Source organism: Streptomyces sp. DSM 106670, from assembly GCF_055792845.1.
The window spans coordinates 6,808,716-6,831,853 of the sequence record NZ_CM147704.1 but is presented as its reverse complement, the minus strand read 5'-3'; the positions used below and the strand labels follow the sequence as shown (position 1 = coordinate 6,831,853).

Genomic DNA, 23,138 nt, shown 5'->3' with positions numbered 1-23,138 from the left:
ACTGATCAGGAGACTTCGATGAGCGTGACGGAGACGGGAGCCACCATCTGGCTCACCGGTCTGCCGAGCGCGGGCAAGACCACCATCGCGTACGAGCTGGCGGGCCGGCTGCGGACCGAGGGCCACAAGGTGGAGGTGCTCGACGGCGACGAGATCCGCGAGTTCCTCTCCGCGGGCCTCGGCTTCTCCCGCGAGGACCGGCACACCAACGTGGCCCGGATCGGCTTCGTCGCCGAGCTGCTGGCCGCCAACGGCGTGAAGGTGCTGGTCCCCGTCATCGCCCCGTTCGCCGACAGCCGCGAGGCCGTCCGCAAGCGGCACGCCGCCGAGTCCACCACCTATCTGGAGGTGCACGTCGCGACGCCCGTCGAGGTGTGCTCCGTACGGGATGTGAAGGGTCTTTACGCCAAGCAGGCGGCCGGCGAGATCAGCGGTCTCACCGGGGTCGACGACCCCTACGAGGCCCCCGAATCGCCCGACCTGCGGATCGAGTCGCACCAGCAGACCGTGCAGGAGTCCGCAGCGGCGCTCCACGCGCTGCTCACCGAGAGGGGCCTGGCGTGAGCACCGTCACCACCGTGCCGGAAGGCACCGTCAATCCGTACGCGCTCAGCCACCTGGACTCCCTGGAGTCGGAGGCGGTCCACATCTTCCGTGAGGTGGCGGGTGAGTTCGAGCGGCCGGTGATCCTGTTCTCCGGCGGCAAGGATTCCATCGTGATGCTGCACCTGGCGCTCAAGGCGTTCGCGCCCGCGCCGGTGCCGTTCACGCTGCTGCACGTGGACACCGGACACAACTTCCCCGAGGTCCTGGAGTACCGCGACCGCACGGTGAAGAAACACGGGCTGCGGCTGCACGTCGCCTCCGTGCAGGAGTACATCGACGCCGGGAAGCTCCGCGAGCGCCCCGACGGCACCCGCAACCCGCTCCAGACGGTCCCGCTGACCGAGGCGATCCAGCAGCACCGCTTCGACGCGGTGTTCGGCGGCGGGCGGCGCGACGAGGAGAAGGCACGCGCCAAGGAGCGGGTCTTCTCGCTGCGCGACGAGTTCTCGCAGTGGGACCCGCGCCGTCAGCGGCCCGAGCTGTGGCAGCTGTACAACGGCCGGCACGCCCCCGGCGAGCACGTCCGGGTCTTCCCGATCTCCAACTGGACCGAGCTGGACGTCTGGCAGTACATCGAGCGCGAGGGGATCGAGCTGCCGGAGATCTACTTCGCCCATGAGCGCGAGGTCTTCAACCGCAACGGCATGTGGCTGACCGCCGGGCACTGGGGCGGGCCCAAGGAGCACGAGGCCACCGAGACCCGTCTGGTGCGCTACCGCACGGTCGGCGACATGTCCTGCACCGGCGCCGTCGACTCCGACGCCACCACGCTGGACGCCGTGATCACCGAGATCGCCGCCTCCCGGCTCACCGAGCGGGGCGCGACCCGCGCCGACGACAAGATGTCCGAGGCCGCGATGGAAGACCGCAAGCGCGAGGGGTACTTCTAACCATGACCACCACAGCCGAGCAGTTGTCGGCCACCACCCTGCTGCGCTTCGCCACCGCCGGGTCGGTCGACGACGGCAAGTCCACCCTCGTGGGCCGTCTGCTGCACGACTCCAAGTCGGTCCTCACCGACCAGCTGGAGGCCGTCGAGCAGGCCTCGCTGAACCGCGGTCAGGAGGCGCCGGACCTGGCGCTGCTGACCGACGGGCTGCGGGCCGAGCGCGAGCAGGGCATCACCATCGATGTCGCCTACCGCTACTTCGCCACCACCCGGCGGCGGTTCATCCTCGCCGACACCCCGGGCCATGTGCAGTACACCCGGAACATGGTGACCGGCGCCTCCACGGCCGAGCTGGCCGTGGTGCTGGTCGACGCCCGCAACGGGGTCGTCGAGCAGACCCGCCGGCACGCCGCCGTCGCCGCGCTGCTGCGCGTCCCGCACGTGGTGCTGGCGGTCAACAAGATGGACCTGGTCGACTACGCGGAGCCCGTGTTCGCCGCGATAGCCGAGGAGTTCACCGCGTACGCCGCCTCGCTCGGCGTCCCGGAGATCACCACGATCCCGATCTCGGCGCTGGCCGGGGACAATGTGGTGGAGCCGTCCGCCCACATGGACTGGTACGGCGGGCCGACCGTTCTGGAGCACCTGGAGACGGTGCCGGTCAGCCATGACCTCACCGCCTGCCACGCGCGCTTCCCCGTGCAGTACGTGATCCGCCCGCAGTCCGCCGAGCACCCCGACTACCGGGGGTACGCCGGTCAGATCGCGGCCGGGGTGTTCCGGGTCGGCGAGCCCGTCTCCGTACTCCCCTCCGGGCGTACGACCACGATCACCGGCATCGACGCGCTCGGCGAGAGCGTCGACATCGCCTGGGCCCCGCAGTCGGTGACGCTGCGGCTGGCCGACGACATCGACATCTCGCGCGGCGACCTGATCGCACCGGTCGACGACGCGCCGCCGGTCACCCAGGACATCGAGGCGACCGTCTGCCATGTGGCCGACGAGCCGCTCTCGGTGGGCCGGCGGGTGCTGCTCAAGCACACCACTCGCACCGTCAAGGCGATCGTCAAGGACATCCCCTCGCGGCTCACCCTCGACGATCTCTCCCAGCACCCGGCCCCCGGGCAGCTGGTCGCCAACGACATCGGCCGGGTCGTGGTGCGCACCGCCGAGCCGCTCGCGCTCGACGCGTACGAGGACTCCCGGCGCACCGGCTCGTTCCTGCTGATCGACCCGGCGGACGGTACGACGCTGAGCGCCGGAATGGCGGGGGCCGCGTTCGCCGCGGCGGCCGAAGCCGTCGTGACGGCCGACGACGACGCCGAGTGGGACTTCTGATGGCCACCGACTTCTTCTCCTCCTTCGCGAAGGAGGGCGGCCGCGTGGGCAGCGGCGCCCTCGGCAGCGGCCAGGGCGGGGTCGGGCGATGTGCGTGATGACGTACGCGCACCGCTCGCGCGCCCTGAACCCCCCGCACCCGTACCGCCGAAGACCTGCCGACCTCCCGGCCGCGCCCCCCTGACCACCAGCGGGACGCGAGTACCGGGCCAACGAGAGGAAAGCCTCCCGTGCCTGCCCCCCGTTCCACCGTTCGCCGCTCCATCGCCGCGATAGCGGCCCTGCCGCTGCTCGCCCTGGCCGCCACCGCCTGCGGCTACGGCTCCGACGCCAAGGACGACGACGCCAAGGCGAACGTCTCCGCCGGAGGCAAGAAGCTCTCCTCGGACACCGTGAAGATCGGGTACTTCCCGAACCTCACGCACGCCACCGCCCTGGTCGGTATCCAGGAAGGCACCATCCAGAAGGAACTGGGCGGCACCAAGGTCGAGTCCACGACCTTCAACGCGGGCCCCTCCGAGATCGAGGCGCTGAACGCCGGGTCCATCGACATCGGCTTCATCGGCCCCTCCCCCTCCATCAACGCCTACACCAAGTCCCAGGGCAAGGGGCTGCGGATCATCTCCGGTTCGGCCTCCGGCGGCGTGAAACTGGTCGTCAACCCGGACAAGATCAAGACCCTGGACGACCTCAAGGGCAAGAAGATCGCCACCCCGCAGCTCGGCAACACCCAGGACGTGGCCTTCCTCAACTGGATCTCCGAGAAGGGCTGGAAGGTCGACGCCCAGAGCGGCAAGGGCGACGTCTCCGTGGTCCGCTCGGACAACAAGGTGACGCCGGACGCCTACAAGTCCGGTGACCTGGACGGCGCGTGGGTGCCCGAGCCGACCGCGTCCAAGCTGGTCTCCGAGGGCGCGAAGGTGCTCCTGGACGAGACGGACCTGTGGCCGGACAAGAAGTTCGTGATCACGAACATCATCGTGTCGCAGAAGTTCCTCAAGGAGCACCCGGACGTGGTCGAGGCGGTGCTGAAGGGTTCGGTGTCCACCAACAAGTGGATCAACGCCAACCCGGAGGAGGCCAAGGCGTCCGCCAACAAGGCGCTGGAGGCCCTGAGCGGCAAGGCGCTGCCCAAGGAGATCCTCGACCCGGCGTGGGAGTCCATCGAGATCACCGACGACCCGCTGGCCGAGACGCTCAAGACGCAGGCCGGCTACTCGGTGAAGTCCGGTCTGCTCAAGGACCCGAACCTCCAGGGCATCTACGACCTGGGCCCGCTGAACAAGATCCTCAAGGCCGAGGGCCGGCCCGAGGTCGCCGACGCCGGCATCGGCGTCAAGTAGCCCGCCCATCCGTACCAGGACCAGGATCCCCAGGAGGTGACGACCATGGCGACCACCACCCTCACCAAGGCCGAGGACCGTACGACGGTCGAGCACGCCGCCCGTCTCTCGCACGTCTCGAAGTCCTTCGCCGGACCCACGGGTCGGCAGCTCGTCCTGGACGACATCACGCTCGATGTCGCTCCGGGCGAGTTCGTCACCCTCCTGGGAGCCTCCGGGTGCGGAAAGTCGACGCTGCTCAATCTGGTGGCCGGACTCGACCGCCCGTCCGCGGGGTCCATCGAGACCCCCGGCGGGCGACCGGCCCTGATGTTCCAGGAGCACGCCCTCTTCCCGTGGCTGACCGCAGGCAAGAACATCGAACTGGCCCTGCGGCTGCGCGGGGTGCCGAAGTCGGAGCGCCGCACCGAGGCGGAGCGGCTGCTCGAACTCGTCCGGCTCGGCGGCGCGTACGGCAAGCGGGTGCACGAGCTGTCCGGCGGTATGCGGCAGCGCGTCGCGATGGCCCGCGCGCTCGCCCAGGACAGTCAACTGCTGCTGATGGACGAGCCGTTCGCGGCGCTGGACGCCATCACCCGCGATGTGCTGCACGATGAGCTGACCCGGATCTGGCGGGAGACGAACGCCTCGGTCCTCTTCGTCACACACAATGTGCGCGAGGCCGTACGGCTCGCGCAGCGCGTCGTGCTGCTGTCGTCCCGGCCGGGCCGGATCGCCCGGGAGTGGACCGTCGACATCGAGCAGCCGCGCCGTATCGAGGACACCGCCGTGGCGGAGCTGTCCGTCGAGATCACCGAAGAACTGCGTGGGGAGATCCGCCGACATGGCCAGCACTGACATCACGTCCGACCGGAAGCGGCCGGACGGGGCGGCCGGACCGGTCGACGCGAAACCCGACGATCTGGCCGGCCTGGAGGCCGGGCTGGACGCGCTGGACGCGGTGCAGATCCGCCGCACCCCGGTGCGCGAGGTCCTGCTGCGCAAGGTGCTGCCGCCGGCCGTGGCGGTGGCCCTGGTCCTGGTGGTCTGGGAGCTGCTGGTCCGTGCCCAGGTCACCGAGGTCTACAAGCTGCCGCCGCCGTCCGCGGTGTGGGACAGCGCGCAGGAGATGTGGCTCAAGGGCACGCTGCTGGAGGTCGTCTGGACCAGCGTCTCGCGCGGTCTGCTCGGCTTCCTGCTCGCGGTCGCCATCGGCACGCCGCTGGGGCTGCTGGTGGCCCGGGTGAAGCTGGTCCGGGCCGCGATCGGCCCGATCCTGGCCGGGCTCCAGTCGCTGCCCTCGGTCGCCTGGGTGGCCCCGGCGGTCATCTGGCTCGGTCTGAACGACCAGATGATGTACGCGGTGATCCTGCTGGGCGCGGTGCCCTCGATCGCCAACGGGCTGGTCTCCGGCGTCGACCAGGTGCCGCCGCTGTTCCTCCGGGCGGGCCGCACGCTGGGCGCGACCGGGATCCGCGGGACGTGGCACATCGTGCTGCCGGCCGCGCTGCCCGGCTATCTGTCGGGCCTCAAGCAGGGCTGGGCGTTCTCCTGGCGTTCGCTGATGGCCGCCGAGATCATCGCCTCCTCGCCCGAACTTGGTCTGGGTCTCGGGCAGTTGCTGGAGAACAGCCGCAGCAGTTTCGACATGCCCGGGATCTTCCTCTCGATCCTGCTCATCCTGTTCGTCGGCATCGCCATCGACCAGCTGATCTTCAGCCCGCTGGAGCGGTGGGTGCTGCGCAGCCGCGGTCTCCTCGTCAAGAACTGAGTCACGCCATGTCCCGTCCCACGCTTCTCGTCATCGCCCACGGCAGCCGCGACCCCCGGCACGCCGCGACCGTGCACGCCCTCACCCAGCGGGTGCGGGCCGCGCGGCCGGGGCTGCGCGTGGAGACCGGGTTCCTGGAGTTCAACGCCCCTTCCGTGCCCCGGGTGCTGGAGCGCCTGGCCGCGGAGGGGGCGGACGAGGTCGTGGCCCTGCCGCTCCTCCTGACCCGGGCGTTCCACGCCAAGACCGACATCCCCTCGGTCCTGCGCGAGGCCCGCACCCGGCTGCCCCGGCTGCGCATCCGGCAGGCCGACGTCCTCGGCCCGTCCCCGCTGCTCAACGCCACCCTCGGGCGGCGGCTGCGGGAGGCCGGGATCCGTCCCGGCGATCTCCCCCGGACCGGGCTCGTCCTGGCATCGGCGGGATCCACGGACCCGGAGGCGATCGCAGTGATCGCTGAAATCGCGCGGGAGCTGCGGCACACCGGTTGGTGCGCCGTGCGGCCTGCGTTCGCCTCCGCACTCCTTCCCCGTACCGAGGACGCCGTACGGGCGCTGCGCGCCGAGGGCGTGGCCCGGGTGGCGGTCGCCCCGTACGTCATCGCACCCGGCCGGCTCCCCGACCGCATCGCGGCGGGCGCCGAGGCGGCCGGGGCGGACGTCCTGGCCGATGTGCTGGGTCCAGCGCCGGAGTTGGCGCGGCTGCTGCTGGACCGGTACGACGAGGCGCGGGTGCGGGAGCGGGCCTCGCTGTCGGCGTGAGGCCCCGGCGGCTCAGTCGTAGGACAGGCCGCCGGACCGGGCGCGCTTGAGTTCGAAGAAGCCCGGGTGGTTCGCGAGGACCCGGAAGCTGTCGAAGAGTCCGGCCGCCTCCTCGCCGCGCGGGATCGCGTTGAGGACCGGGCCGAACCAGACCGTGCCGTCGACGTGGATCGTCGGCGTGCCCACGTACGCGCCCTGCTCGGGGTCCTTGCCCGCGTCGTGACCGCGGGCGACCTCGTCGTCGTACGCCGTGGAGTGCGCGGCCTCCGCCAGCTCTGCGGGCAGCCCCAGTTCGGCGAGGGAGGCGGCGATCACCGCGTCGAAGTCCTCCTCCTTGTGCCGGTGGATGCGGGTGCCGAACGCGGTGTAGAGGTCGCGCAGGATTCCGTCGCCGTGGGCGGCGGCCGCGGCGACGGCGACCCGGACCGGGCCGATCGACTTGTCGACCAGCTCGCGGTACCAGTCGGGCAGGTCGTTGCCCTCGTTGTGCAGGTACAGGCTCATGGGGCGGAAGCGCAGCTCGATGTCCCGGTGCCGCTCCACCTCCAGCATCCAGCGGGAGGCGATCCAGGCGAACGGGCAGGCGGGGTCGAAGAAGAAGTCGACGGCGGTGCGGGCAGCGGGCCCGGTGGTGGCGTGCTGGGTACTCATGTCTCCGAGCCTAGGCAGCGAGTGGCCTGAGATCCCGGGCCAATCCGCAGCCGGTGCGGTGGGCCATTTCTGTCGCCGTCCCGGGCGCGGAACGGCCGAACAGGCGCCGTTGACGGGCAACGGGCCGCGTGTCAGCGTCGGTTCGCGCGGAGCGACCGCGCACGGTCCCGCCGGCAGGGCGGGCGACCGGGAGGGGAACGATCATGAGAAGACGCAGGTCCACGACGATCGCGGCGTTAGCGCTGGTGCTGTCCGGGGCGATGCTCACCGCCGGGGCGGCCGCACCGGCGCTGGCCGCCGGCAGCGGGCACACCGGCACTCCGCCGGTCGCCGAGGCGTTCCGGCTCCAGGCCGATCCGACGCCCGAGGAGCAGGAGCGCCTCCGGGAGATCGCGGGCGCCATCTGGACGCCCCAGCTGGCCGCCGGCTGGAACATGAACGCCGAGGTCGCCGACGTACTCTCGCAGGCCACCGACCAGATCCTGCGGTGCTCCGAGGCGTTCGCGCTGGTGCCCCGGCCGCCGGGCTTCGTCCCGGGCCTCGGCTATCTCGTCCAGTACTGGAAGAACCTGCGCGACTACTTCCTCGTGGTGAAGGACAACCGCACCTACCGCGCCTGCGTGGTCGCGACGGCCGCCAACTACCGCTCCGTCATCGAGATGGCGTCGGCGGGCATCTGAGCCCGCGTCGGGCGGGCCGCCGTACGGGCGGGTACGTGCGGCGGCCCGTCAGCCGAGGGTCTTGGCCGGTTCATCGGACTCCGGCTCCGGGGTGTGGTGGCGGCCGACCGGGATGACCAGCGGGGTGCGGCTGACCGGGTCCGTGGCCACCTGGCAGCGGAGTCCGAAGACGTCCTCGACCGTCTCGGCGGTGATCACGTCGGCGGGCGCGCCCTCGGCGACGATGCTGCCCTTCTTCATCGCGATGACGTGGTCGGCGTACCGGCAGGCCTGGTTGAGGTCGTGCAGGACCATGACGATCGTGCGTCCCTCGCGCCGGTTGAGGTCGACGACGAGGTCCAGGACGTCGATCTGGTGGGCGAGGTCGAGGTAGGTCGTCGGCTCGTCGAGGAGGAGCACCGGGGTGCCCTGGGCGACGGCCATGGCGATCCAGGCGCGCTGGCGCTGGCCGCCGGAGAGTTCGTCGACCGCGCGGTCGGCGAGGTCGGTGGTGCCGGTGGCGGCGAGCGCGTCGTGCACCGCCTGTTCGTCGGCCTTGGTCCACTGCCGCCACCAGGTCTGGTGCGGGGAGCGGCCCCGGTTGACCAGGTCGATGACGGTGAGGCCCTCGGGGGCGACCGGCGACTGCGGGAGGATGCCGAGCCGCTGGGCAAGCTCCCGGGTCGGGATGGTGTGCAGGGCCCGTCCGTCCAGGCTGACCGCGCCGTCGCGCGGGGCCAGCAGCCGGGCCAGGGCGCGCAGCAGGGTCGACTTGCCGCAGGCGTTGGCGCCGACGATGGCGGTGATCCGGCCCGGCGGCACGGCCAGGTCGAGGCCGCTGACGACGGGCCGGTCGTCGTAGCCCAGGTGCAGGCCCTCGGCCCGGAGTTCGGGTTCGGCGGTGGACATCGGTCAGCCTCCTGAGCCCGCGTGGTTGACGCGGATGAGCAGCCAGAGCAGGACCGGGGCGCCGAGCACTCCGGTGACGATCCCGACGGGCAGTTCGGTGCCGGGGATCAGTTCGCGTGCGAGGACGTCGGACGCGAGGACGACGAGGGCGCCGGTGAGTCCGGCGGCGAGCGGCGGCGGCCAGGCGGTGCGGCACAGCCGCTGGGCGATCTGCGGGGCGGCGAGCGCCACGAAGGCCACCGGTCCGGCCGCCGCGGTGGCGAAGGCGACCAGGCCGACGCCGGTGAGCAGCACGGTGAGGCGGACGGCCTGGACCCGGGTGCCGAGGCCCTTGGCGACGTCGTCGCCGAGTTGCAGCGTACGCATCAGCCGGCCGATGAGCAGGGCGGCGGGCGCCAGGACGACGAGGGCGTAGGCGAGCGGCGCGGCCTGCTGCCAGTCGCGGCCGTTGAGGTTGCCGACGAGCCAGCCGAGTGCGGCCTGTGCCTGGAAACGGCCGCCCCGGGCGAGCAGGTAGTCGGTGGCGCTGAGGCAGATCCAGGAGACGCCGATGCCGACGAGGATGATCCGGTAGCCGGTGGTGCCGCGCCGCCAGGCGAGGCCGTAGACCAAAAGGGCGCTGGCGAGGGCGCCGAGGAGGCCGAGGGCCTGGGTGCCGAGGCCGAAGTCCCAGCCGAGCACGATGCCCGCGACGACGGCCGTTCCGGCGCCCTGGGTGAGGCCGATCATGTCGGGGCTGGCCAGCGGGTTGCGGGTCATCGTCTGGAACAGCGCGCCGGACATGCCGAACGCGATGCCCGCGAGGAGGCCCGTCATGGCGCGGGGCAGCCGCAGCTCCTGGACGACGAGGAGGGTGCCCGCGTCGCCGGAACCGGTGAGCGCGCGGGCGACGTCGGCGAGCGGGATCCCGTACTCACCGATGGAGACGTGCCAGCACAGCGCCACGAACACGGCGAGCAGGAGGCCCGCGCAGACGGCGAGCTGACGGGGGCGCAGGGTGCCGGAGACCGGCGGGAAGGCGAGCCGGAAGGGGCGGGCGGCGGCCTTGGGCTTTCCGGTGAGGTCGACGGTGTCGGTGGTCGCTGAGTCGGTGGTCACGGTCATACCTCCGCGAGGCGGCGACGGCGGACCAGGGCGATGAAGAACGGTCCGCCGATGAAGGCGACGATGATTCCGGCCTGGACCTCGACGGGCCGGGCGATCACCCGGCCGAGGATGTCCGCGCCGAGCAGCAGCCCCGCGGCGAGCGCGGCCGAGAGCGGCAGCAGCCAGCGGTGGTCCGGGCCGAGTCCGGCGTACTGGGCGAGGACCCGGGCGACGTGCGGGACGACCAGGCCGATGAAGACGACGGGGCCGATCACCGCGACCGCCGCGCCGGTGAGGAGCGTGACGGCGACGACGCCCTGGAGGCGGACGAGGCCGAGCTTCCGGCCGAGCGAGGCGGCCACGTCGTCGCCGAGGGCGAGGCTGTTGAGGGCGGGGGCGCTCGCCAGCGCGAGGAGCGCGCCGAGGCCGAGGAAGGGCAGGATCCGCAGCACGGTGGAGGCGTCCTGGTTGGCGAGCGATCCGGCCGACCAGAAGCGGAAGCGGTCCAGCGCGGCCGGGTCGGTGAGGACGACGGCGCTGGTCAGCGAGGACAGGACGGCGGTGACCGCGACTCCGGCCAGGGCCAGTTTCACCGGGGTCGAGCCCGAACGCCCCAGCCGGCCCAGCAGATAGACGGCGACGCTCGCCGCCATCGCCCCGGCGAACGCGAACCAGATGTAGCCGAGCAGCGAGCCGATTCCGGCGACCCCGGCGGCGAGCACGATCGCGAAGGCCGCACCGGCGCTGACCCCGAGGATGCCGGGGTCGGCGAGCGGGTTGCGGGTCAGCGCCTGCATCACACAGCCGGAGAGGCCGAGCGCGGCCCCGGCGGCCAGGCCCAGCGCCGTACGCGGAACGCGCACCGACCAGATCACGTCCTCGATCCGGGGGCCGGTCGGCCGGCCCGTCAGGGCCTTGAGCACCTCGCCGGGCGGGATGCTGAGCGCCCCGAGGCCGAGCGAGAGCAGGCAGAGCACGACCAGCAGCGCGGCGAGCACGGCCACGAGCAGGGCGGGGCGCCATCGGGCGGGGCGGGTCACGGGGCTGGCTCCACGGTCCGGTTCCTCACGGGCGTTCGGGAGAGGGGCGGGTGGGCCGCCCCGCCGGTGCGGGGCGGCCCGGAGGGGCGTCAGGACGCGGGGTGTTCGACCTTGGTGCCGGTCTTGCCGTCGACGGCGGCGGCCAGCATCGGGACCAGCCGGTCGACGGTGTACGGGAGGCTCAGCGGGCTCACGAAGGAGATGGCGCTGCCGAAGTGGCTGCTCTCCTTCACCATGACCTCGCGGCCCTCCTCGGCGACGGCGAGCTTGCCGTACAGCGGGTCGGCGTGGAGCTTCTCGGTGTCCTTGGCCGGGTCGGTGACGATCCAGACGACGGCGTCGGTGTCGAGGAGGTCGGTGCGCTCCTTGCTGATGTTCGCGCCGAACGCGTCGCCGACGACCGTGTTCAGGTCGGCGGGGAGCTGGAAGCCGAGGCCGTTGAGCAGGCGGGAGCGGTTGTCCTGCGGGCCGTAGACGTACATGCCCTCGTACGGGGTGGCCACGACGGCGCTCCTGCCCTTGAACTCGGGGTGCGCGGCGGCGGCGTCGGTGATGTGCTTCTCGGTCTTCGCGACCAGCGCCGTGGCTTCCTCGCTCTTGCCGAGGGCCTTGCCGACCTGCTCGGTCTGGTCCTGCCAGGAGATGGACCAGTCCGGGCCGTCCTTGGGCTGGGCGACGACCGGGGCGATCTTGGAGAGGGTGCGGTACTGGTCCTTGGTGAGGCCCGAGTAGAGGGCGAGGATCAGGTCGGGGCGCAGGGAGGCGATCTTCTCGACCTGGGGTCCGGTGCCGTCGTCGTGCAGGACGGTGGGCCGCGGCTTGTCGCCGAGCGCCTTCTCGGCCCAGGGGCCGATGGCGCCCTTGAACTCGCCGAGCCATTCGGTGGTGCCGACCGGGACCTTGCCGAGGGCGAGTACGGCGTCCTGGTCGGAGAGGCCGACGGTGACGATGCGCTGCGGCTCGGACTTCAGGGTGGTGGCGCCGTACTTGTGGTCGAGGGTGACCGGGTAGGCGCCCTTCTGCGCGCTGTCGGCGGGCGGGGCGGCGTCGTCGCCGCTCTCGCCGGACCCGCAGGCCGCGGCTCCGAACAGCAGCAGGGCGGACGCGGCCACGGCGGTCAGCCGGGTGCGCTGGAACATGCGGAACATGACGGATTCCTTCGGGAGGGTGGGCGTACGCCGGGGACGGGGGCCGGGGGGGGCGTGGGGTCAGGGGTGCGGCGCGGTGCGGCTGCCGGACCAGGCGCGCCACAGGGCGGCGTACGGGCCGTCCGCGTCGCGCAGTTCCTCGTGCGGGCCGCTCTCGACGACGCGGCCGGCCTCCAGCACGACGACCCGGTCGGCGGCGACGGCCTGGGTGAGGCGGTGGGCGACGACCAGGGCGGTGCGGCCGGCGAGGGCGGCCTCGGCGGAGCGCTCCAGGACCCGGGCGCCCGCGCTGCCCGCCTCGGCGGTCGCCTCGTCGAGGACGGCGAGGGCGGGGTCGGCCAGGACGAGCCGGGCGAGGGCGAGTTGCTGGGCGCGGGCGGGGTCGAGGCGGTGGCCGCCCTCGCCGACGACGGTGCCGAGCCCGTCCGGGAGCGCTTCGGCCCAGTCGAGGGCGTGCACCGTGGCGAGGGCCGCGCGCAGGTCGGCGTCGGTGGCGTCGGGGCGGGCGAGCCGGAGGTCCTCGGCGAGGGTGCCGGTGAAGACGTGGACCTCCTGGGTGACCAGGACGACCGCTGCCTCTCCGCTGCCCGCCGGCGCGGTGACCGTGCCCGAGGTGGGCTGCTGGACGCCCGCGACGATCCGGGCGAGGGTCGACTTGCCGGCCCCGCTGGTTCCGACGAGCGCGACGTGTTCGCCGGGCTCCAGGGTGAGGGAGACCTCGTGCAGCACGGGGCGGCCGGGTCCGTAGGCGTGACCGACGGCGTGCGCGGTGACGGCGGCGGTGCCGGGCGCGGTGCGCTGGTGCGGTACGGACCTCCGGTGCGGTACGCCGACGGGCTCCGGCTCCTTGGCGAGGTCGGTCACCCCGACCAGCCGGGCCAGTCCGGCCGCCGCCGACTGGGCGTCGTCGAGCAGCACCAGGGCGGCGTTGACCGGCCCGAAGAGGCTGTGGAAGTAGAGGGCGGCGGCGGTGGCCGTGCCGATGGAGACCGCTCCGTCGCGGACCAGCCAGAATCCGGCGATCAACACGGCGGCCAGGCCGATGTACTCGGCGATGTGCAGCCGCCCGTAGAAGCCAAGCACCAGGTTGACGCTGCGCATGGTCAGGTCGACGGCCTTGCGCGAGCGCCCGGCACTGCGCTCGGTGTGCTGCGCCTCCAGCCGGTGGCCGCGTACGGTCGCGGCGCCGCCGATGGTCTCCAGGAGCTGTTGCTGCTGAGCCCCGTTGGCGATCCGCTGGTCGGCGTAGAGGGTGAGGGCCCGGCGTACGTACCAGCGGGCGGTGAGCAGTTGGACGGGGACCGCGAGGAGCGCGGCGAGCAGGAACCGTACGTCCAGGAGGGCCAGCGCGGCGAGGGTGAGGACGATCGCGAGGACGGAGCGGGCCATCTCGGGCAGCGCGGAGCGGACGGCCTCGGCGACCCGGGCGACGTCGCCGGTGACGCGGGCGGTGAGGTCTCCGGCCCCGGCGCGTTCCAGCCGGTCGGCGGGGAGGTTCAGGGCGCGTTCGACGAACCGCTCGCGCAGCCGGGCCAGTACGGTCTCGCCGAGCCGGGCGACGCGGGTCAGCCCGATCGTCGTGGTGAGGCCCTGGACGGCGGCGACCGCGACGAGGAGCACGACCGGGAGGGTCAGGTCGGCGGCGGGGCGGCCGTCGGCGACGATGTCGACGATCCGGCCCAGCAGCGGCTGGACGAGGAGGCCGACGGCGGTGGCCGCGACCAGGACGCCGATGCCGGTCAGGGCGAGGCCCCGGTCGGGGCGGATCAGTGCGCGCAGGGCGGCCCGGGTGCGGGCGGGGGTGGCGACGGGGAGCAGTTCGGCGCTGTCGCCGTCGCTCTCCGCGAGCCCGGGTATGTCCGCGGTCGTGGTCATGTGAGCACCGCCGTGCGGTAGACGGGATGGTCGCGTACGAGGTCCTCGTGCGGGGCCTCGGCGGTGATCGTGCCGCCGTCGACGAGGACGACGCGGTCGGTCGCGGCGAGCAGCGCGGGGCTGCTGGTGACCAGGACGGTGGTGCGGCCGGCGCGGGCGCGCCGGATGCCGGCGGCGATCCGGGCCTCGGTCGCGGCGTCGACCGCGGTGGTCGGGTCGTGGACGACGAGGACGCCCCGGTCGGCGGCGAGCGCCCGGGCCAGGGCGACACGCTGGCGCTGGCCGCCGGAGAGCGAGCTGCCGCGCTCGCCGATCCGGCCGCCGGTGCCGCCGGTCAGCGCGGAGGCCACCTCGTCGACGGCGGCGGCGTCCATGGCGGGGTGCGGGTCGGCCCCGGCGGGGGCGGCGGCGGTGACGTTCTCCAGGAGGGTGCCGTCGAAGAGCTGGGCGTCGTGCTCGGCGACGAGCAGCGCGGAGCGCAGGGCAGCGGGGGCCAGTTCGGTGAGGGGGACGCCGTCGAGTTCGACGCTCCCCCGGTCCGGGTCGCAGCGGCGGGCCAGGCAGTGCAGCAGGGTGGCGGCGTCGGCCGGGTCGGTGACGACGATGCCGAGGTGTTCGCCCGGGCGGACGGTCAGGTCGAGGGCGTCGAGTCCGGCGTGGCCGAGTCCGTTCAGGCGCAGTTCGCCGGGGGCGTCGGCGGCCGGTTCGGCGGTGCCGCCGGTGGTCTCGCCCGGGGCGGCCAGGACGTCGGCGATCCGGGCGGCGGAGGCGCGGCCCTTGGCCAGTTCGGCGCCGACCCAGGCCAGCACGCTGATCGGGCCCGGCAGGAAGAGGGCGAGGCCGACAGCGGAGACGAGGGCGCCGAGGCCGATGGAGCCGCCGAGGACCAGGCGGCCGCCGACGAGGGCGACGAGCGCGATGAACGAGCCGGTGAGGGTGAGCATCAGGCCGGTCTGGAGGGCGGCGGCCCGGGCGGCGCGCACATTGGCCTCGCGGGAGGCCTGGCTGGTGGCTCGGTAGCGGTCGACGGCGGCGCGTTCGGCCCGCAGCCCCTTGAGTACGCGGACTCCGGCGACCAGGTCGGCGGCGACTCCGGAGGCGTGCGCGGCCTGTTCCTGTTCGGCCTCGCTGCGGTGCTCCAGGGGGCGGGCCAGGAAGTGGCCGAGCGCCATCAGGACCGGGGCGCCGATCAGGACGAGGAGCCCGAGGGGCAGGGAGGCGCGGAGCAGGAGCACCGCGCCCGCGACGACGCCGACGACGGCGGCGATGCCGAGGGTCAGGGCCATGTTGACGGCGCCGACCCGGCGGGCGTCCTCGGTGGCCACGTTGACCAGTGCGCCGGGCGGACGGCCCGCCTCCGCGCCGCCGTGCGGGGCGAGGACCCGGCGTACGACGTCCAGGCGCAGCTGGTGGGCGGCCTGTTCGGCGGCGCGCTCTCCGGCGCGGGCGCCGAAGCGGAAGCCGAAGGAGAGGAGGGTGTAGACGACGGCGAGGACCACCAGCCAGATCGCCAGCGCTCCGCCGTCGGGGCGGACCACGGCGCGGTCGACGATCAGCCCGATGAGTACGGGGACGAGCGCCTCGCCGATCTGGTGGCAGGCGCCCAGCAGTGATCCGACGACGACGTCCCGTCGCTGCCCGGCGACGGCCCGGCCCATGACCCCGCGCCCGGCGGTATCAGCCCCCACTTCATCTGCTCCTCAGCGTGTCACGGACAGCGGAGAGGCGATTTCCGGCCACCCGTCTCCAGCCAAACGAAGGCAAGGCTAACCTGTATCCGCCACGGCCGGGACCCCCGGCCCGGGACCGGAGCCGGACCCGGCAGGTCAGACCTCGGCCGCGGGGCCGGCGAAGGGGTCGTCGAGGACGTCGTCGCTGAACGGTGTCGCCTGGTGGAAGTAGAGCCGCCAGCCCTCCGTGGTCAGCCGCCACAGGGAGCTGCGGTGCGAGCGGATCCCCTTGGACTCGGTGTCGAAGGTGAGGTGCACCAGATCGGCGCAGAGCTGCTCGCCGCGCATCCGGGAGGCAGTGAGCGGGCCGGGGCGCGGGGCGTCGTCCGCGGTGAGCGAGGCGATGATCGTCTCCCGGCTCCAGAGCCGGCCGCTGGTGCCGATCTCCCGGAAGTCGGGATGCAGCAGCGAGGCGAGGAGCCCGGCGGAGGCCCGTACCACCGGGTCCAGCAGACGCAGTTCGCCCTCGATGGCTGCGGCCACGGCGGACGAGGGCTCAGACACGGGTCATCTCCACGAGTTTCACCACGGTGTTCCAGTTACGGGAGGTGGCCGTGAGGCCTTTGACATGGCGCGGGCGGCCCAGCGCGACGGCCAGCTTGGAGCGGCCGAGCCCGTCGGGGGCGTACAGATACAGACAGCGGTCGCCGAGCCGGAACTCCTCCGGCAGGAACTCCGCCGCCGCCAGGTCCGCGAAGCGTTCGGCGTCCACGGGCCGGTCGAAGTAGGTGACGTGGAGCTGCTTGCCCGCCAGTTCGGCGGCGGGGAAGGGGCAGGCGTCGGCGACGGCGGCGAGATAGCCGGCGTCGCGGACGAGGCAGTCGACGGCGAATCCGAACCGGCGGCGCAGGGCCTGCTCCAGGTCGGCGGCGAGCGCGTCCTCGTCGTCGCTCCCGCTCCGGAAGACGGCGTTCCCGCTCTGCAGATAGGTGGCGACACCGGTGTGTCCCAGTTCGGTGAGCACGGTGCGCAGTTCGGGCATCGGGACCCGTTTGCTGCCGCTCACGTTGATCCCCCGCAGCAGCGCCGCGTACGTCGTCGTCATGGCCACTCACCCTAGGCCCTCCCCCCGGGATCCGGCCGGATTGGCCGGATCGGGAACGGGGTCCGGCGCGGGCCGGCGGAGGTCAGTGGACCAGGCCGTTCCGGTAGGCGTAGACGACGGCCTGGACCCGGTCGCGGAGGGCGAGTTTGGTGAGGATGCGGGAGACGAAGGTCTTGACGGTCTCCCGGCTGATCACCAGGGCCGCGGCGATCTCGGTGTTGGACAGTCCGTCGGCGATCAGCCGGAGGACCTCCAGCTCACGGGGGGTCAGCGGGCCGGCCGGGTCCGCGTCCGGGGTGGCGGGTCTGATCCGGGTGGCGTACCTGCCCACCAGGGTGCGCGTCACCTCGGGGTCCAGCAGGGCCGCGCCCGAGGCGACGGTACGGATGCCGTGCAGCAGCCGGTCCGGTGGCGCGTCCTTGAGGAGGAAGCCGCTCGCTCCCGCCCGCAGTGCCTCGTAGACGTAACTGTCCAGGTTGAACGTCGTCACCACCAGCACCTTCACCGGCCGGTCCACCCCAGCTCCGGCGAGGAGCCGGGTGGCCCCGATGCCGTCGAGGCCGGGCATGCGCAGGTCCATCAGCACGACGTCGGGCCGTACCGCGCCGGCGAGGTCGACGGCGCTCCGCCCGTCGCCGCACTCGCCCGCCACCTCCATGTCGGGCTGGGCGCCGATGATCGTCACCAGTCCGGTACGGATCAGGGCCTGGTCGTCGCAGACCACGACCCGGATCGGCGCGGTCATGAAGGACCGCCCGGGGCGGGGACGGAGGCCGGGCCGGAGTGGGACGAGGTCGCAGGGACGGATGCCTGCACGGGGATAGGCGTCTTCACGGGGACGGGCGTCTTCACGGGGATGGGCGTCTTCACGGGGATGGCGGCTCGCACCACGAAGCGGCCGTCCGGCTCGCGGCCCGCGGTGAACTCGCCCCCGAGCGTGTCGACCACCCGCTCCCGCAGTCCGGCCAGACCACGGCCGCTGCCTCCGGGCGACCGCCCCCGGGGCCCGGACGCCCGGGTGCCGACCTCCACCGTCGTCTCCTCCTCGCCGTGGCGCACCCGGACCGTGGTGTCGACGCCGTGGGCGTACTTGAGGGCGTTCGTCAGGGACTCCCTTACGACCCGGTAGGCCACGAGGTCCGCGTCGCGGACGGCCTCTCCGGCGGCGCCCTCCTCGGTGAACTCCACGGGCTGGCCCGCCCGGCGGGTCCGCTCGACGAGGTCGCGGAGCCGGCCGGAGCCCGGGGAGCCGGCCGGTGCGCCGTGGCCGGGGTCGAGGAGATCGAGCAGCTGCCGGAGATCGCCGATGGCCGCGCGTCCCGTGGCCGTGACGGAGGTCAGGGCCTCTTCCAGCCGGTCGGGCGCGGCGGTCAGATAGCGGGCCGCCTCCGCCTGCACGACCATCGCCGTCACATGGTGGGTCACCACGTCGTGCAGTTCACGGGCGATACGGGTGCGCTCCGCCTCCCGGGTCTCCTCCGCCACCCGGCGCCGGTGCTCGGCCTGGGCCAGCCGCGCGGAGCGGAGCCGCGAACCGATCCACCACACCAGGGCGCACGCCAGGTAGAACATGACGAACTCGCTCGCGGGCTCGCCGGATCCGAGCCGTGCGAGGGCGACGGCCAGCGGGACGTAGGCGAGGGAGAGCCCCAGGACCGTGGCGCGACGGTGTTCGTCCAGCCGCGATCCGACGCCGAGGAGCGCGAAGGCGAAGGCCGTGCCCGCCAGCGAGTGGTATCCGCGCAGCTGGTCGACGGCGAAGCCCGCCGACACCAGGGCGAGGACGGTCACGGGCCATCTGCGGCAGACCGTCAGCGGGAGGCACTGGAGGGCGATGGCCACCACGGCGAGGAGATCGTAGGGGCGGTCGGGCACTCCGCCGACCTGGGTGCCGTGGGCGTGGAAGGCCGGTACGAACGCGGCTGCCAGCAGCAACGGCCCCAGTACGACATACCAGTTGGTGATGTCGAACCGCTGCCACCGCCCGGCGGCCCAGCGCTGCCGGACCCGCGCCGGCATCCCCGTAACCGTCATCGGGCGAGCCTAGTCGTTCGCGGCGGAGGCGGCTTCGGCGGTGACCCGCCGGATGGCCGCGGTGGCGAGGTCGGGCCGGTCGACGTGGATGTAGTGGCCGCTGCCGGGGGCGGTGCTGAGCTTGCTGTTGCCGGAGAGCAGCCGCCACTTCTCCTGGCCCGCGGACCACATGCGCTCCAGGGCGGGCCCGTACTCGGGGACCTCCGCGTACTGGGACGCGTGCTGGAGGATCTCCACGGGGATGTCCCCGGCGGGGCGGACCTCGCCGTCCGGGATGACCAACTGCTCGGGGTTCTCGCCCTTGTTGACCGCGATGGCCTGGTCCCGCAGCTGCGCGGGCATGCCGGTGGCGGAGGCGGGGATCGTCCGGGAGATGTCGGCGGTCAGCGTCGGGACGGTGGCGTCCAGCAGCACGAGGCCCTTGATCCGGTCCGGGTGGGCGGGCGCGTAGCGGGCGGCGAGGTGGCCGCCCAGCGAGTGGCCGGCCAGCACGACCGGGCGGTCGCCGGCGAGGCGGTCGAGCACCGAGGTGAGGATCGCGGAGCTGTCGTCGATGCTCTGGGGCCCGCCCGGCTTGTCGCTCGCGCCCTCGCCGAGCCGGTCGTAGGAGCAGACCCGGGACTTCTCGCTCACGGCCTTGCCGAGCGGGGCCATGGTCTCCAGGCCGTCGCCGCCGCCGGCCATCAGCAGGACGAGGGGGCCGGACCCGGAGGCGTCGCCCGTGCAGGAGACGTTGACCGAACGGCCGTCGATCCGGATCTTCTTGGTCCCGGTGAACGGGTCGCCGAGGGAGCCCTCGGAGCGGGTTCCCGGCGAGTCCTTCTTGATGAACTCCTCGTAGCCGACCAGTCCCATGCCGCCCACCGTGCAGACGACGGCGATGGCGGCGAGGGCCTTGAAGAGGGTGCGGAACACGGAAAAGCCTCCAGGGAGCGGTACGCGGATACGGCCGGGCCCCGGGCCTGTCGTGACGACAGGCGCCGTGAGCCCCGGCTGATCGGAACGCTATGGAGATCGCGGCCCGAAAGCGTCACCCCCCGGTGGACACCTCGGTGTAGCTCCCGTGGGGGACGACCGCGCCGGATCCTCGCCCGGAAACGGCGCAGCCGCCGCGCCCCGTGGGGGAGAGCGCGGCGGCTGCTGTGCGCGGGGCCGGGCCGCGGTGGTACGTGACCACCGCGGCCCGGCGTCCGGTCGGAACCGGAGTGGTTACTCGACGACCTTGAGGAGCAGGTTCGCCGTGCCCTCGGTGGCGTTGCTGATGGCGTCCGGGGTGGCTCCCTCGGTGAGCGCCGTGGCGACGTCCTCCGGGGTGGCGTCCTGGTGGCCCGCCAGGTAGACGGCGGCAGCGCCGACGACGTGCGGGGTGGCCATGGACGTACCGGAGATGGTGTTGGTGCCGGTGTCGCTGTCGTTCCAGGTGGACGTGATGTCCGAGCCCGGGGCGTAGATGTCCACGATCGAGCCGTAGTTGGAGAACGAGGACTGCTCGTCGGCGTCCGTGGACGAGGCGACGGTGATCGCCTCGGGGACGCGGGCGGGCGAGCCCTGGCCGGCGTCGCTGGACTCGTTGCCGGCGGCCACACCGAAGGTGACGCCCGCGGCGATGGCCTTCTGGACGGCCTCGTCGAGCGCCGGGTCGGCCCCGCCGCCGAGGCTCATGTTGGCGACGGACGGGCCCTCGGCGTTGGCGGCGACCCAGTCGATACCGGCGATGACCTGCTCGGTGGTGCCCGAGCCGTTGTCGTCCAGGACGCGGACGGCCACGATGTTCGCCTTCTTGGCGACGCCGTGCGCGGCCCCGGCTATGGTGCCCGCCACGTGGGTGCCGTGCCCGTTGCCGTCGTCGGCGTCGTCGTCGTTGTCCACGGCGTCGAAGCCCGAGGTGGCCCGGCCCTCGAAGTCCTCGTGGGTGACGCGGACACCGGTGTCGATGACGTACGCGGTGACGCCCTCGCCGCCGGCGTCCGGGTAGGTGTAGGCGTTGTCGCCCGCGGTCTCGGTCTGGTCGATGCGGTCCAGGCCCCACGACGGCGGGTTGTCCTGGGTGGCGTCGATGGTGAACTTCTTGTTCTGCACCACCTTGGCGACGGCCGGGTCGGCGGCGAGGCGCTTGGCCTCGGTCTCCGAAAGGCCGCTGGCGGAGAAGCCGTTGATGCTGGAGGTGTAGTTGCGCTTGAGCTTGCCGCCGTACTCCTCGGCGAGCTTGGACTTGTCGGCCTTCTTCCCGTCCAGCAGGACGATGTAGCTGCCGGACACCGCGGTCTCGGCGTCCGCGCCGTAGACCGTGCCCATGGGAGCCGGTGCGGCTCCCGCGAACGAGGTACCGAGAAGGGTGACTCCGGCGGCGGCCGCCACGGCGGTGATCGCGGCGGTCAGCTTGGTGCGACGGGTGCGCTGGTGCTTTGCCATGAAGAGGGCACTCCTCGTCATTCTTTGTGGGGGGATTGGCCCTCGGCCGGACGATCTCCGGGGGCTGGCTCGAAACCCTGACCGATTGACGAGCACAGTTCAAGGCCTTCATGGAGGTGTGACTTCCTCAACAAGGTTGTGTAAGAGGAAATCGGCCATGGCTGGTCACACGGGTCGCGAAAGGCCGACAGGCGTCCGGCTCGCCCGGAACGACCGATTCCGAGCCGCCCCGACAGAGCGCTCGAACTGTCCATATCGCCTGCTCAGGGCGGCCCTTGGGGCATCGGAGGCCGGCCGCCCGACCACCACCCGCACCTCACCGAGAGCCCTATGGGGCAGGAGTGACCATGCGTGAAGACACGTGAAGACCCGTGAAGGTGTGCGCGCGGGGCGTGAACACCCGGTTCCGGGTGTGAAATCGCCAGGGCGTGCGTGCAGATGCGCCGACCGCACCCGTCGTGACAGAGGCTTCACAGAGCCGAAACACAGCCGTCCCGCCCCGGAAAACCGCAGGGTGCGGCACACGGGGCGGGACGGAGAACGTCCGGATAGCAGTCAGCCGACTCCGCTCAGCGCGACAGTTCGGCCTCGATGAGGTCGGCGGCCCTCGGGGTGCCGCCCTCCCGCGCCATCTGCTCGCTCAGACGCTCGCAGCGGGCGGCGACTTCGGGGTCGTCCACAAGGGCGAGCACGGCCGCGCGCAGACTCGCGGCGTCGGCCTCCTCCATGGGCAGCTGCCGGGCCACACCCAGCGACTGGAGCATGTCGGCGTTGCCGAACTGGTCGACGGCCTGCGGGACGGCGACCATCGGGGTGCCGGTGGCGAGGCCTTCCTGGCTTCCGCCCGCGCCGGCGTGGGTGATGAAGGCGTCGGCCCGCTTGAGGACGGCCAGCTGCGGCACCCAGGTGCGTACCTCCACATTGCCGGGTACGTCGCCGAGTTCGGCGGGGTCGACGTGCGCGCCGATCTGGAGCACCACATGCCAGCCGGGCAGTCCGCCGAAGGCTTCGACGCACGCGCGGTACAAGGCGGGCTGCTTGGTGAACGAGGAGCCGAGCGACACCAGCAGCACCTTCTCCGCGTCGGCCGGCCGGACCCACTCCCCCTGGTCCGCGCGGTCGCCCTGGCAGGCCCCGACGAAGGTGTACATCTCGCGGTTCACCCGGTCCGCGTTCGGCTGGAGCGCCTCGGGGATCAGGACGAGGCCGCGGCGCGGGCGGGCCACGAAGTCGTCGCTGGAGACATGGCCGAGGCCGTTCGCGGTGAGCCAGCTCTCGAACCGCGCGTAGTACGCCTTGCCGCGCTCGGTCTGCTTCAGCTCGGCGGTCATGGGTTCGCCGACCTCCTTCTCGTACCCCTCCCACGGGACCAGGTTGGGCCAGAGGGAGACGACGGGGACGCCCCAGCGGTGGGCGAGGACCCGGGCGGGATAGGAGGTGATGTCGTGCAGGACGAGGTCGGGCTCGTCGCCCGCGAAGGCCTCGGCGAGCCGCGGGAGCGCCTGGACGGCGTCGTTCAGGAAGGGTTCGATGTTGTCGATCAGCTCGGTGCCCCAGGCCTCGGGGTCCTCGTCGGTCGGCAGGGTCGAGGGGTAGATCACGGGCTCGGCGCCGGTGGCGGCGACCTTCTCGGCGAAGGAGGCCGGGATGGCGTAGCTGACACGGTGTCCACGGTCGACGAGCTCGCGGATGACGTCGAGGCTCGGGTTCACATGTCCGTGGGCGGCGATGGAGAACATGGCGATGTGGGCACGCGGGGATTCCGTCATGCCGCAGACACTAAACGAGACGAGACGTCTCGTGCAACCTCTTTCCGTGCCCGGATCCTTCCGTGCCCGGATCCTTCCGTGCCCGGATCCTTC

Annotated in this window: 21 protein-coding genes and 1 pseudogene; 8 read left to right on the top strand and 14 right to left on the bottom strand. The window is 72.7% G+C overall.

The window, feature by feature from the left end:
* Positions 1 to 18: 18 nt before the first annotated feature.
* The 7 genes from cysC to ACSMXR_RS30205 all read left to right on the top strand — a co-directional run bounded on the left by cysC (position 19) and on the right by ACSMXR_RS30205 (position 6,687).
* Positions 19 to 564: an adenylyl-sulfate kinase gene (gene cysC / locus ACSMXR_RS30235; RefSeq protein ID WP_010059288.1), complete on the top strand. Its 546-nt coding sequence runs from the start codon at positions 19 to 21 to the stop codon at positions 562 to 564.
* Positions 561 to 1,496 carry a sulfate adenylyltransferase subunit CysD gene (gene cysD / locus ACSMXR_RS30230; protein ID WP_137230675.1) on the top strand — a complete coding sequence of 312 codons (936 nt, stop codon included), beginning with the start codon at positions 561 to 563 and terminating at the stop codon, positions 1,494 to 1,496. The genes cysC and cysD overlap by 4 nt, the downstream gene beginning before the upstream one ends.
* A 2-nt stretch (positions 1,497 to 1,498) precedes the next feature.
* The gene (locus tag ACSMXR_RS30225; RefSeq protein WP_137230673.1) at positions 1,499 to 2,833 is read left to right on the top strand and encodes a sulfate adenylyltransferase subunit 1; all 1,335 of its coding nucleotides are present in this window, start codon (positions 1,499 to 1,501) and stop codon (positions 2,831 to 2,833) included.
* 230 nt (positions 2,834 to 3,063) lie between these two features.
* Positions 3,064 to 4,176, top strand: a complete 1,113-nt coding sequence (locus ACSMXR_RS30220; protein ID WP_218524292.1) for an aliphatic sulfonate ABC transporter substrate-binding protein — start codon at positions 3,064 to 3,066, stop codon at positions 4,174 to 4,176.
* Between the two features lie 45 nt (positions 4,177 to 4,221).
* Positions 4,222 to 5,013, top strand: coding sequence for an ABC transporter ATP-binding protein (locus ACSMXR_RS30215; RefSeq protein WP_030083835.1), 792 nt, complete (start codon positions 4,222 to 4,224; stop codon positions 5,011 to 5,013).
* On the top strand, positions 5,000 to 5,926 hold the full coding sequence (locus ACSMXR_RS30210) for an ABC transporter permease (RefSeq protein ID WP_137230669.1): 927 nt from the start codon (positions 5,000 to 5,002) through the stop codon (positions 5,924 to 5,926). Before ACSMXR_RS30215 ends, ACSMXR_RS30210 begins: the two co-directional genes overlap by 14 nt.
* Before the next feature lie 8 nt (positions 5,927 to 5,934).
* On the top strand, positions 5,935 to 6,687 hold the full coding sequence (locus ACSMXR_RS30205) for a sirohydrochlorin chelatase (protein ID WP_473170335.1): 753 nt from the start codon (positions 5,935 to 5,937) through the stop codon (positions 6,685 to 6,687).
* Between the two features lie 12 nt (positions 6,688 to 6,699).
* Here ACSMXR_RS30205 and ACSMXR_RS30200 read toward each other — a convergent pair whose 3' ends face one another.
* Positions 6,700 to 7,338: a mycothiol-dependent nitroreductase Rv2466c family protein gene (locus tag ACSMXR_RS30200; protein ID WP_218524295.1), complete on the bottom strand. Its 639-nt coding sequence runs from the start codon at positions 7,336 to 7,338 to the stop codon at positions 6,700 to 6,702.
* 203 nt (positions 7,339 to 7,541) lie between these two features.
* Between ACSMXR_RS30200 and ACSMXR_RS30195 the strand changes: the two genes are divergently transcribed.
* Positions 7,542 to 8,018, top strand: a complete 477-nt coding sequence (locus ACSMXR_RS30195) for a hypothetical protein (RefSeq protein ID WP_381847595.1) — start codon at positions 7,542 to 7,544, stop codon at positions 8,016 to 8,018.
* Between the two features lie 48 nt (positions 8,019 to 8,066).
* Here the strand turns inward: ACSMXR_RS30195 and ACSMXR_RS30190 are convergent, their stop codons facing one another.
* From ACSMXR_RS30190 to mgt, 13 genes and pseudogenes are all read right to left on the bottom strand, one after another.
* Positions 8,067 to 8,906, bottom strand: coding sequence for an ABC transporter ATP-binding protein (locus ACSMXR_RS30190; RefSeq protein ID WP_473170334.1), 840 nt, complete (start codon positions 8,904 to 8,906; stop codon positions 8,067 to 8,069).
* Between the two features lie 3 nt (positions 8,907 to 8,909).
* Complete coding sequence (locus tag ACSMXR_RS30185; protein WP_218524297.1) at positions 8,910 to 10,010, bottom strand: FecCD family ABC transporter permease; 1,101 nt, start codon at positions 10,008 to 10,010, stop codon at positions 8,910 to 8,912.
* Positions 10,007 to 11,032, bottom strand: a complete 1,026-nt coding sequence (locus tag ACSMXR_RS30180; RefSeq protein WP_381847604.1) for a FecCD family ABC transporter permease — start codon at positions 11,030 to 11,032, stop codon at positions 10,007 to 10,009. The genes ACSMXR_RS30185 and ACSMXR_RS30180 overlap by 4 nt, the downstream gene beginning before the upstream one ends.
* Positions 11,033 to 11,121: 89 nt before the next feature.
* Positions 11,122 to 12,180, bottom strand: coding sequence for an iron-siderophore ABC transporter substrate-binding protein (locus ACSMXR_RS30175; protein ID WP_364882544.1), 1,059 nt, complete (start codon positions 12,178 to 12,180; stop codon positions 11,122 to 11,124).
* A gap of 60 nt (positions 12,181 to 12,240) precedes the next feature.
* Complete coding sequence (locus ACSMXR_RS30170) at positions 12,241 to 14,055, bottom strand: ABC transporter ATP-binding protein (protein ID WP_473170333.1); 1,815 nt, start codon at positions 14,053 to 14,055, stop codon at positions 12,241 to 12,243.
* On the bottom strand, positions 14,052 to 15,743 hold the full coding sequence (locus tag ACSMXR_RS30165) for an ABC transporter ATP-binding protein (RefSeq protein WP_381909298.1): 1,692 nt from the start codon (positions 15,741 to 15,743) through the stop codon (positions 14,052 to 14,054). Before ACSMXR_RS30165 ends, ACSMXR_RS30170 begins: the two co-directional genes overlap by 4 nt.
* Positions 15,744 to 15,881: 138 nt before the next feature.
* Positions 15,882 to 16,289 (bottom strand): nuclear transport factor 2 family protein, encoded by a 408-nt coding sequence (locus ACSMXR_RS30160; protein ID WP_376185598.1) that lies wholly within the window; start codon positions 16,287 to 16,289, stop codon positions 15,882 to 15,884.
* Complete coding sequence (locus tag ACSMXR_RS30155) at positions 16,282 to 16,830, bottom strand: DUF1697 domain-containing protein (protein WP_473170332.1); 549 nt, start codon at positions 16,828 to 16,830, stop codon at positions 16,282 to 16,284. Before ACSMXR_RS30155 ends, ACSMXR_RS30160 begins: the two co-directional genes overlap by 8 nt.
* A gap of 82 nt (positions 16,831 to 16,912) precedes the next feature.
* Positions 16,913 to 17,575 carry a response regulator gene (locus ACSMXR_RS30150; RefSeq protein WP_473170331.1) on the bottom strand — a complete coding sequence of 221 codons (663 nt, stop codon included), beginning with the start codon at positions 17,573 to 17,575 and terminating at the stop codon, positions 16,913 to 16,915.
* Positions 17,572 to 18,864, bottom strand: coding sequence for a sensor histidine kinase (locus ACSMXR_RS30145; RefSeq protein ID WP_473170330.1), 1,293 nt, complete (start codon positions 18,862 to 18,864; stop codon positions 17,572 to 17,574). The genes ACSMXR_RS30150 and ACSMXR_RS30145 overlap by 4 nt, the downstream gene beginning before the upstream one ends.
* Before the next feature lie 9 nt (positions 18,865 to 18,873).
* Positions 18,874 to 19,779 (bottom strand): alpha/beta fold hydrolase, encoded by a 906-nt coding sequence (locus ACSMXR_RS30140; RefSeq protein ID WP_473170329.1) that lies wholly within the window; start codon positions 19,777 to 19,779, stop codon positions 18,874 to 18,876.
* A gap of 294 nt (positions 19,780 to 20,073) precedes the next feature.
* On the bottom strand, positions 20,074 to 21,276 hold the full coding sequence (locus ACSMXR_RS30135; RefSeq protein WP_381793588.1) for a S8 family peptidase: 1,203 nt from the start codon (positions 21,274 to 21,276) through the stop codon (positions 20,074 to 20,076).
* Between the two features lie 569 nt (positions 21,277 to 21,845).
* A pseudogene (mgt, locus tag ACSMXR_RS30130) lies at positions 21,846 to 23,133 on the bottom strand (macrolide-inactivating glycosyltransferase).
* Positions 23,134 to 23,138: the final 5 nt, after the last annotated feature.

What these genes read in the sequence shown, in the direction of transcription:
- cysC (WP_010059288.1), top strand. Translation starts at nt 19, where the DNA reads ATGAGCGTGACGGAGACGGGAGCCACCATCTGGCTCACCGGTCTGCCG.
- ACSMXR_RS30225 (WP_137230673.1), top strand. Translation starts at nt 1,499, where the DNA reads ATGACCACCACAGCCGAGCAGTTGTCGGCCACCACCCTGCTGCGCTTC.
- ACSMXR_RS30215 (WP_030083835.1), top strand. Translation starts at nt 4,222, where the DNA reads ATGGCGACCACCACCCTCACCAAGGCCGAGGACCGTACGACGGTCGAG.
- ACSMXR_RS30210 (WP_137230669.1), top strand. Translation starts at nt 5,000, where the DNA reads ATGGCCAGCACTGACATCACGTCCGACCGGAAGCGGCCGGACGGGGCG.
- ACSMXR_RS30205 (WP_473170335.1), top strand. Translation starts at nt 5,935, where the DNA reads ATGTCCCGTCCCACGCTTCTCGTCATCGCCCACGGCAGCCGCGACCCC.
- ACSMXR_RS30200 (WP_218524295.1), bottom strand. Translation starts at nt 7,338, where the DNA reads ATGAGTACCCAGCACGCCACCACCGGGCCCGCTGCCCGCACCGCCGTC.
- ACSMXR_RS30195 (WP_381847595.1), top strand. Translation starts at nt 7,542, where the DNA reads ATGAGAAGACGCAGGTCCACGACGATCGCGGCGTTAGCGCTGGTGCTG.
- ACSMXR_RS30190 (WP_473170334.1), bottom strand. Translation starts at nt 8,906, where the DNA reads ATGTCCACCGCCGAACCCGAACTCCGGGCCGAGGGCCTGCACCTGGGC.
- ACSMXR_RS30185 (WP_218524297.1), bottom strand. Translation starts at nt 10,010, where the DNA reads ATGACCGTGACCACCGACTCAGCGACCACCGACACCGTCGACCTCACC.
- ACSMXR_RS30175 (WP_364882544.1), bottom strand. Translation starts at nt 12,180, where the DNA reads ATGTTCCGCATGTTCCAGCGCACCCGGCTGACCGCCGTGGCCGCGTCC.
- ACSMXR_RS30170 (WP_473170333.1), bottom strand. Translation starts at nt 14,055, where the DNA reads ATGACCACGACCGCGGACATACCCGGGCTCGCGGAGAGCGACGGCGAC.
- ACSMXR_RS30155 (WP_473170332.1), bottom strand. Translation starts at nt 16,830, where the DNA reads ATGACGACGACGTACGCGGCGCTGCTGCGGGGGATCAACGTGAGCGGC.
- ACSMXR_RS30150 (WP_473170331.1), bottom strand. Translation starts at nt 17,575, where the DNA reads ATGACCGCGCCGATCCGGGTCGTGGTCTGCGACGACCAGGCCCTGATC.
- ACSMXR_RS30145 (WP_473170330.1), bottom strand. Translation starts at nt 18,864, where the DNA reads ATGACGGTTACGGGGATGCCGGCGCGGGTCCGGCAGCGCTGGGCCGCC.
- ACSMXR_RS30135 (WP_381793588.1), bottom strand. Translation starts at nt 21,276, where the DNA reads ATGGCAAAGCACCAGCGCACCCGTCGCACCAAGCTGACCGCCGCGATC.